The sequence below is a fragment of the Lachnoclostridium sp. An76 genome (assembly GCF_002161355.1).
GTDB lineage: Bacteria > Bacillota > Clostridia > Lachnospirales > Lachnospiraceae > Mediterraneibacter > Mediterraneibacter caccavium.
The window spans coordinates 931,809-939,034 of the sequence record NZ_NFHL01000001.1; the positions used below are offsets into that span (position 1 = coordinate 931,809).

Sequence of the window (7,226 nt, forward strand, 5' to 3'; positions counted from 1 at the left end):
TCTCCTATTGCTTTTTATAAATTGACCAATTCATACGATTATTTAAAAAGATACCAAATAAAAACCATAACAAGTAACACTTAACTCCTGGACCAAATGGTGCTAACTGTTCAAAGACTCCATTCGTAATATAGACAATTGCCAACGATGAAAAAAACAAATAAAGTGGATTATAACGGTTAAATTTTCTTAAACACCACCATAACGGACTTAATGCCATCGCAAATATTAGGCTTCCTCCGACTACGCCAAACTCTAGTAAAGCTGTAAGAACAAGTGACTCTCTTGCAGCAGACCCTTGTCCAAAAAGCCAATTATTCTTAAATTCCTCTCCGAAATTTCCCCATTGAGAATATCTTCCTGAGCTTAACTCATCCAAACTACTTACAGATCTATTGCCTAATATAATATTATTAACAAGTATGTCATAATACTGTGGCTTTATTATCAAAAATGTTATTGTTGCAATTACAATTAATATAATAATATGTTTAACCTTTCGATCCATTTTTCCCTGCATTAAAACCCAAATGATAGTTACCGGCATTCCAATAATGGTAGCCCGACTTTTTAGTCCAAGTAGTGTTATTGTTAATAATGCAAAGAACAAGATATAGTATGTATTTTTGATAAATCCTCTTGTTTTCCCGAATTTTCTCAACAGAATTATGATCCATGATGATAAAAGAATCTGAGAAACAGAATTCTTTGATGCATATGCATATGTCAATGCCCCCATATCAACACCTTGCACATATGTTTGAAATACGTCTATGCACACTAAAGTTGAACTAATTACATAGACCGTAAGAAGTGTATCTATATCATCTATAATCAAAAATTGACTAGCCAAATATCCAACAAATAATACAAAAAAAGCTAAGAATATTGGATATGGCAATTGAGAATTAGAATAACTATTATTAAAAAGCCTCGCTATAAAATAATAGATAGCAAACGCAACTACTAAAAAAAATAAATTCTTAATATGATAATATGGAATTCGTTTAAGTGCAAATAGGCAAATTATTGCTAACCCCACCCATAGTGGTATAGAGAAATACCTAGTATAACCTGTATTAACAATAACAGGCATTTGAGATATGTTTGTCATAGCACATACAAATAATACCATCACTAGCATTGTTTTATTTGACTTATTGCGAGTATTTACATTATTCATGTTTATCATCCACCATTTGACCTATCCACTCCATATGAGTTTTAGCCATTTTTTCAATAGTAAAATTCCTAATATTATCTAATGCTTTCTTACTCATCTTATTACGTAAGCATTCATTTCCAAGTAGGCAACCTATCTTTTCTCTTAGTTGCATCATATTTCTGTAGTCAAATTGAAAACCGGCCTCTCCATTTTTTACTAGGCTATATCCTGCAACACACCGATTTGAAACAATAGCTGGAATTGCACCACATCCCATAGCTTCATTAACAACCAGTCCCCAGACCTCCGAATACGAAGGCAATACCAAGATATCCGCCGCAATATAATACTTTTTCAACTTGTCAAAGTTTATAAAACTAATAATTTTTGTATGTTCTAAGTGGTTTTTTTCAATCAGTTCTTCATATGTTTTTTTTTCATCCCCTTCTCCAACTATCACCAACTGATGTTCCTTATCATATGGTACAAATGCTTTTATAAGCATGTCGAATTGCTTCAATTTCAGAAAACGCCCTACCGCAATCACTGTCGTACGATTTTCCAAACCTAAAGCTAATCTCATTTCAGTTCTTTCGCGTTTTGAAGGCACATGATCAATAATGTCATCTTCATGAAGTGAAGAAAAGTTATGCGCAATACTTCTATAATCTGCAATTCCATAAAGGTGAATTCTCTGTCTTGTATATTCAGAACTACACAAAAAATAACTATATTTTCCAAATATTACATTTTTTATTAATCTTTTCAATCGACCATCAACCGTATCAAGATTAACACCATCAACATTCACAAAAAATTCTCTATGTTTTATATTCAAATACAACATTCCCAACATATTGGGGACAGTACCATATCCATCAAAAATAACAACATCTGACTTATGAGTACAAATATACTTTATCACCGATAAAGAAATAGCCCTATTATGTATAACTTTTGCTGGAAGTTTAACCATATTAACAAACGCACTACTTTTAACTAGCCAAGAACTATTTCTTTCTGAATCTTTTTCTTTGACATAGGCAAAAGTTACATTATGTTTTTTCCCAAGCTCCTCAGCCCATGCCATTCTATAAGGTGCTACATTATCTGAAAAAATAACAATTTTCAAAACCGAATCTCCTTTAACTTTCTTCTGTAATTGCCTTCACAAATATTAATTCGTGGCAGAAAAAAAGGTACTTTTTGCAGTTGCCTTTTTGAACATGGAATAGAGACTGTTGAAAAAACCAATGTATACTTTCTTTTTGCTCTTAAAATACTCTTGAGCGTACAAGCATATAACGATCCATAGGGAAAAGCAAAAAACGAAATATTTCGCCCTACTAATTTTTCAAAATCATTACATTCCATCTCTTCTCCCAACTCTTTTCTCGTTAAAGATCGCATTAATTTATGATTCTTTGTATGGAATCCTATAGTACACAAGGGTTCATCTATTAGCTTTTGTATTGACTGACTTGTAAGAAAATTCTCTGAATTTATATAGTTTTCAGTAATAAATACACAAAAAGGAATATTCTTTTCTACTAAAAATGGTATTGCATTTTTTACTGCATCCTGAAATATATCATCAAAGGTTATGATTACATTCCTAGGCTCAGCTTTATCTGGAGAAAGGTCAGCCAATGTTAAAAAGCGGCAACCTTTAGCTTGCAATCCTTCAATAAACATCCTAAAACCTGTCTGTGTTATACTGGTTCCTTTATCTTTCCATTCTGTTTTATCATCATTAATCTGATGAAACATATATATCCTTAAACCAACAGTATTTTCTCCCATTTTCTCTATTACCTTTTGTATAAAAGAATATAAATATCTCATTATCATCCCCTTATTATCGTCGTCGCAAAATAAAATAATATAATTTCTTAGAAAAACACCCTACAACTGAAAACAGCCTTACTTTAATCTCAGGGAAGTGCTTTAGCTTACGAAAATGCTTCGATGCATCAATTTCATCCCAAAGATTTTTCCACTCAGAATATGGCAAAAGCCTAGCTGAAACGTTCATTGTTCCCATTACCCATCGCGGAACTATAAACTGTCCGACATTTCTTTCATCTTCATAATATGAAGAAAGAGAACAAATAGATTTATAGCTCATTTTCATTACTTTAGCTTTTGAAGCAGTCATTATAGACCCAGCTCTATGAAGGTATTGATAAATAGGTTCCTTAAGATAGCACGCTCCGGAAATATGATATAAAACTTTCCAAATAAAATGCTGATCCTCAGACCAAGGAATTTCCTCGAAAAAAAGATTATTTCTTATTAAGAATTCTTTCTTAAACAATGTTCCGGGGGCCAAAACTACTTTTTTTCTCTTCAAAAATAACATTTGCAACTCCCTGCGTGAAAAATATTGGGGAGTACGACTTTTACATTTTATAATGGCTTTATTTGAAGATAAAATTGAATTATTATCACAAAATACTAAGTCTATATTCTGAGTAACGGCTGAAACCATGTGTTCTATTCCATTAACTGATAGCATGTCATCAGAATCCAGAAACAACACCCACTCACCATTTGACACTCTAAATCCCGCATTTCGGGCTGATCCCTGTCCTAAATTTTTTTGATGTATGATTTTGTATTTTATCTGACTTTCTTCTAATAATTTCTCTGCACGATAAATTGAATCGTCCTGTGAACCGTCATCCACAACTATTAGCTCTATACTCTTATAAGTTTGACTAATAACAGATTTAACTGAATCCCTAATATAATTTTCAACATTGTAAACTGGCATTATTACCGATACTAACGGAAAAAATTTCATACATCTGCTCCTTGTACATCCCTAAATTATAACAATATTATATTTCTAAAACAAAACCTTCCATTTTATCTTTTCGATGCATTAATCATTCCTCTATCTAAAATGTTTCATTATAATTTCATAATTTTTCTCACTGCTATAGTTATCTTTGAGATACTTAAAACCTTTTTTACCAATAGCTCCCAAATTGCTTTTGCATATTTCTTCAATTTTCTCATAAAATGTGTTTAAATTATTACTCTCACACCACCAACCAAAGCCTCCTGACACAATCACATTTCCTACATCTGTATTCATATCCGTCACGGCTAGTATTGGAATTTTCGCCTGCATATAACTCAACAACCTGCTTGGGAAATTAGGAATTGAAAATCTATAATCTAGGAAAATCATTCCTACGTCACATGCTGCAATCATTTGATCATACTCTTGTTTGGGAAGTTTTTTCATCAATCTTACATTTAAAGGCTTATATTTTTCAATATAGTTTTTCAACGTATTATACTCTGTCCCATCTCCTACAATCAAAAAAAACACATCGCTATTCTTTTTCTGGCTTTTCAAACACTCGATTAAAAAAGGAATACCTTGTGGTTTTCCTAAGTTTCCGCCATAGACAAATACGATCTTATTTATTGGTATATTATATTGCTTTCTAATCTTTATTCTTGTTTCAGAATTTACAGACGTATCTATCACGTCAATACAATTTGGACAAACCTCTACTTTATCTGGAATAATTTCATTATTATGTTTCAATATATAGTCAACATTTCCCTGTGACATACATCCAATATAATCTGATATAGCATATAAACTCTTTTCTTTCTGCCGAAAAAACTTATAAAGTAACCCTTTAATACCATTCTTACTCATCATACCTATATCAACCGCATTCTGCGGAAATATATCTTTCAAAAGTAAATATGTTACCGCACTATCCCGTTTTTTAATATATTCAACGACCCCAGCTAATGTAATTGGTGGCGTAGAATACAGAACCATATCAAACTTTACATCAAAAAAATATCTTTTGATTGCTGATTTAAATTGCTTTTCTATCAACATTGTAGAGATACCCTTTTCAAGCACATTACATTTTGTAATATTTCCGATTTTTACACATAACATCTGAACGTTTATTTCAGTAATTAGTTCTGTTTTCTTTTCATTCCGTCTTTCTCTTGGCGAAACAATATATATATAATGACCATGATCTCGAAATTTTCTAAACAAATCATGGTAAATGCTATGTTTTTCAAGACTCTCAATTTGTAATAATGTAAGAAATAATATATTCATTTTTTAATATACACTTTCCTTTTCTTAATTCTTACTGTTTTAAAGAAGAATGAACTCTGCATTATTCTGTTGGTTAATTGATATAGGCCTTTCCTTTACATAAAACATTCACTATGCATTTTTGTTCTTAAAGCATATTTTCTATACAACATATCAATTTTCGCGTAATAACAATTTATAAACCGAGACTTAAATCCTCTAATTCGCATAAATCAGATATCATATAATTCTCAAAACAATTATTCCCACTACAATATAGACTATTTTGATTCCGATAAAAAATACCCTGCATTCCAAGCTGTTTTGTTGCCTGGAAATCTTTAACAACATTGTCTCCTACATAAGCAATCTGCTCATATGGTAATCTCCATCGGCACTGCATAATGCGAAAAGCAATATCATTAGGTTTTCTGAATTGCGGTCCGCCTAATTCATCCGTAATAATAATGTCCTCTATTATCTTATCAAGCCCAAGTGCTTCTATTTTACTTTTCTGTCCTTCCACACGACCATCAGTAATAATGCCGACTTTTATCCCACGGCTAATAAAATTTTTTATAAGTTCATTAACGCCAGGATATAAATGTATTTGGGGTTTTTGATTTCTATAGATTTCAAGGCATTTATCTTTCAATTCATTTCTTCCTACAAGATTCAAATAACTGTCGATAGCTGGTCTTCCATCTTGAAAAAATTTCCAAAGCTGTTTTACTGCTTCCTCATCATCCAAAAATTTTCCAACCTCTTCAAATCCGCTTTTAACATACTCTTTTTCTGAATATAAAGTATCATCCAAATCAAATATAATTCCTTTCAACGGCTGTTTAATCTTGGATGATATACATACACTTTGATCAAATCGACTATATATTGCACCATCTAATGCTGCATTTGTTTTATAAATTAAATGTTCGCCTCTAAGTAATCGAAGCATCGCCTCTGCCGATTTTGCTCCTGCCTTCATACTTAATGGTGCTCCACCCCCGTATCTTGGATTAATTTCAATAAAATAATCTTCATTAGTGCTATTCTGACGAATAACTTGTACTGTCATTGGGCCACATGGCCTAAACTTTTCTATGATTTTTTTGCTTTCTTGTATCAAGGTTTCGTCCATGAAAATCTGAGTCTTCAAAACCTCGCCTGCTCTGACAGCTAGCCTTTCTCTCGGTATAATATAAATTGGTTTTCCATCATAATCACAAAAGATATCAATTGTAAACTCTTTTCCACTTATAAACGGTTGTATCACATAATCCTTGATTTTTTCCGCATATACGACTAATTCTTCATAAGCATTGACTTTAAAAGCATTGATACTGCTGCTTCCATCTTTTGGTTTAATAAAACACGGATATATATTGGGATATTCCTCATAGTTATTGTACGTCTTGGGCGCTTTTAGCCCACATGAAATAAAAAAGTCCGCAGTATAATTCTTATCTCTGCAGATTGAGATCATATCCGGACTACTGATCAAAACCTTTGTTCCAATCTTTTCAAATTTATCTTTATTTTGAGATAATACGAGCAAATCTGTATCTATGGTTGGGATAATTATATCAATATGGTCTGATTGGCACATATATAAAAGTTCATTTATGTATTGTGGTTCTTTCATTCCACAAATCGTCCTTGTAAAATCACAGAATATAAGTGCTGGAGCAGTTCCTGTCATATCTGCCCCATATATTTTTAAATCTATATTTATGTTTAAAGCGGCCTGGCGAAATGCCTGGACAAGCTCAACCCGTCTCCCGATACCTGTAAATAAGATCCTATATGTCCGATTCAGCTTTTCTCCCATTATGCCGCCCTCCTGAACTCAATATCATAGAAAGCAGGATATCCATCTTCCTTAGTTTGGAGGTCTGTTGGGGGGGGGGGGGGGGGGGGGGGGGGGGGGGGGGGGGGGGGGGGGGGGGGGGGGGGGGGGGGGGGGGGGGGGGGGGG

At 33.0% G+C, this 7,226-nt stretch carries 6 protein-coding genes; all 6 read right to left on the reverse strand.

Features of this window, described 5'->3' with window-relative positions:
• Positions 1-4 precede the first annotated feature (4 nt).
• Positions 5-1,183 carry an O-antigen ligase family protein gene (locus tag B5G27_RS04175; protein WP_162611185.1) on the reverse strand — a complete coding sequence of 393 codons (1,179 nt, stop codon included), beginning with the start codon at positions 1,181-1,183 and terminating at the stop codon, positions 5-7.
• Entirely contained in the window at positions 1,176-2,297 is a 1,122-nt protein-coding gene (locus B5G27_RS04180; protein WP_087177683.1) for a glycosyltransferase, read from the reverse strand. Before B5G27_RS04180 ends, B5G27_RS04175 begins: the two co-directional genes overlap by 8 nt.
• On the reverse strand, positions 2,294-3,010 hold the full coding sequence (locus tag B5G27_RS04185) for a polysaccharide deacetylase family protein (protein ID WP_162611186.1): 717 nt from the start codon (positions 3,008-3,010) through the stop codon (positions 2,294-2,296). The genes B5G27_RS04180 and B5G27_RS04185 overlap by 4 nt, the downstream gene beginning before the upstream one ends.
• A 13-nt stretch (positions 3,011-3,023) precedes the next feature.
• Positions 3,024-3,971 (reverse strand): glycosyltransferase family 2 protein, encoded by a 948-nt coding sequence (locus tag B5G27_RS04190; RefSeq protein WP_087177685.1) that lies wholly within the window; start codon positions 3,969-3,971, stop codon positions 3,024-3,026.
• Between the two features lie 93 nt (positions 3,972-4,064).
• On the reverse strand, positions 4,065-5,273 hold the full coding sequence (locus tag B5G27_RS04195) for a glycosyltransferase family 4 protein (protein ID WP_087177686.1): 1,209 nt from the start codon (positions 5,271-5,273) through the stop codon (positions 4,065-4,067).
• A gap of 175 nt (positions 5,274-5,448) precedes the next feature.
• A complete protein-coding gene (locus B5G27_RS04200; protein WP_087177687.1) occupies positions 5,449-7,080 on the reverse strand; it encodes an HAD-IA family hydrolase in 1,632 nt (543 codons plus the stop codon).
• Positions 7,081-7,226 lie beyond the last annotated feature (146 nt).

What these genes read in the sequence shown, in the direction of transcription:
- B5G27_RS04200 (WP_087177687.1), bottom strand. Translation starts at nt 7,080, where the DNA reads ATGGGAGAAAAGCTGAATCGGACATATAGGATCTTATTTACAGGTATC.
- B5G27_RS04190 (WP_087177685.1), bottom strand. Translation starts at nt 3,971, where the DNA reads ATGAAATTTTTTCCGTTAGTATCGGTAATAATGCCAGTTTACAATGTT.
- B5G27_RS04195 (WP_087177686.1), bottom strand. Translation starts at nt 5,273, where the DNA reads ATGAATATATTATTTCTTACATTATTACAAATTGAGAGTCTTGAAAAA.
- B5G27_RS04175 (WP_162611185.1), bottom strand. Translation starts at nt 1,183, where the DNA reads ATGAATAATGTAAATACTCGCAATAAGTCAAATAAAACAATGCTAGTG.
- B5G27_RS04185 (WP_162611186.1), bottom strand. Translation starts at nt 3,010, where the DNA reads ATGAGATATTTATATTCTTTTATACAAAAGGTAATAGAGAAAATGGGA.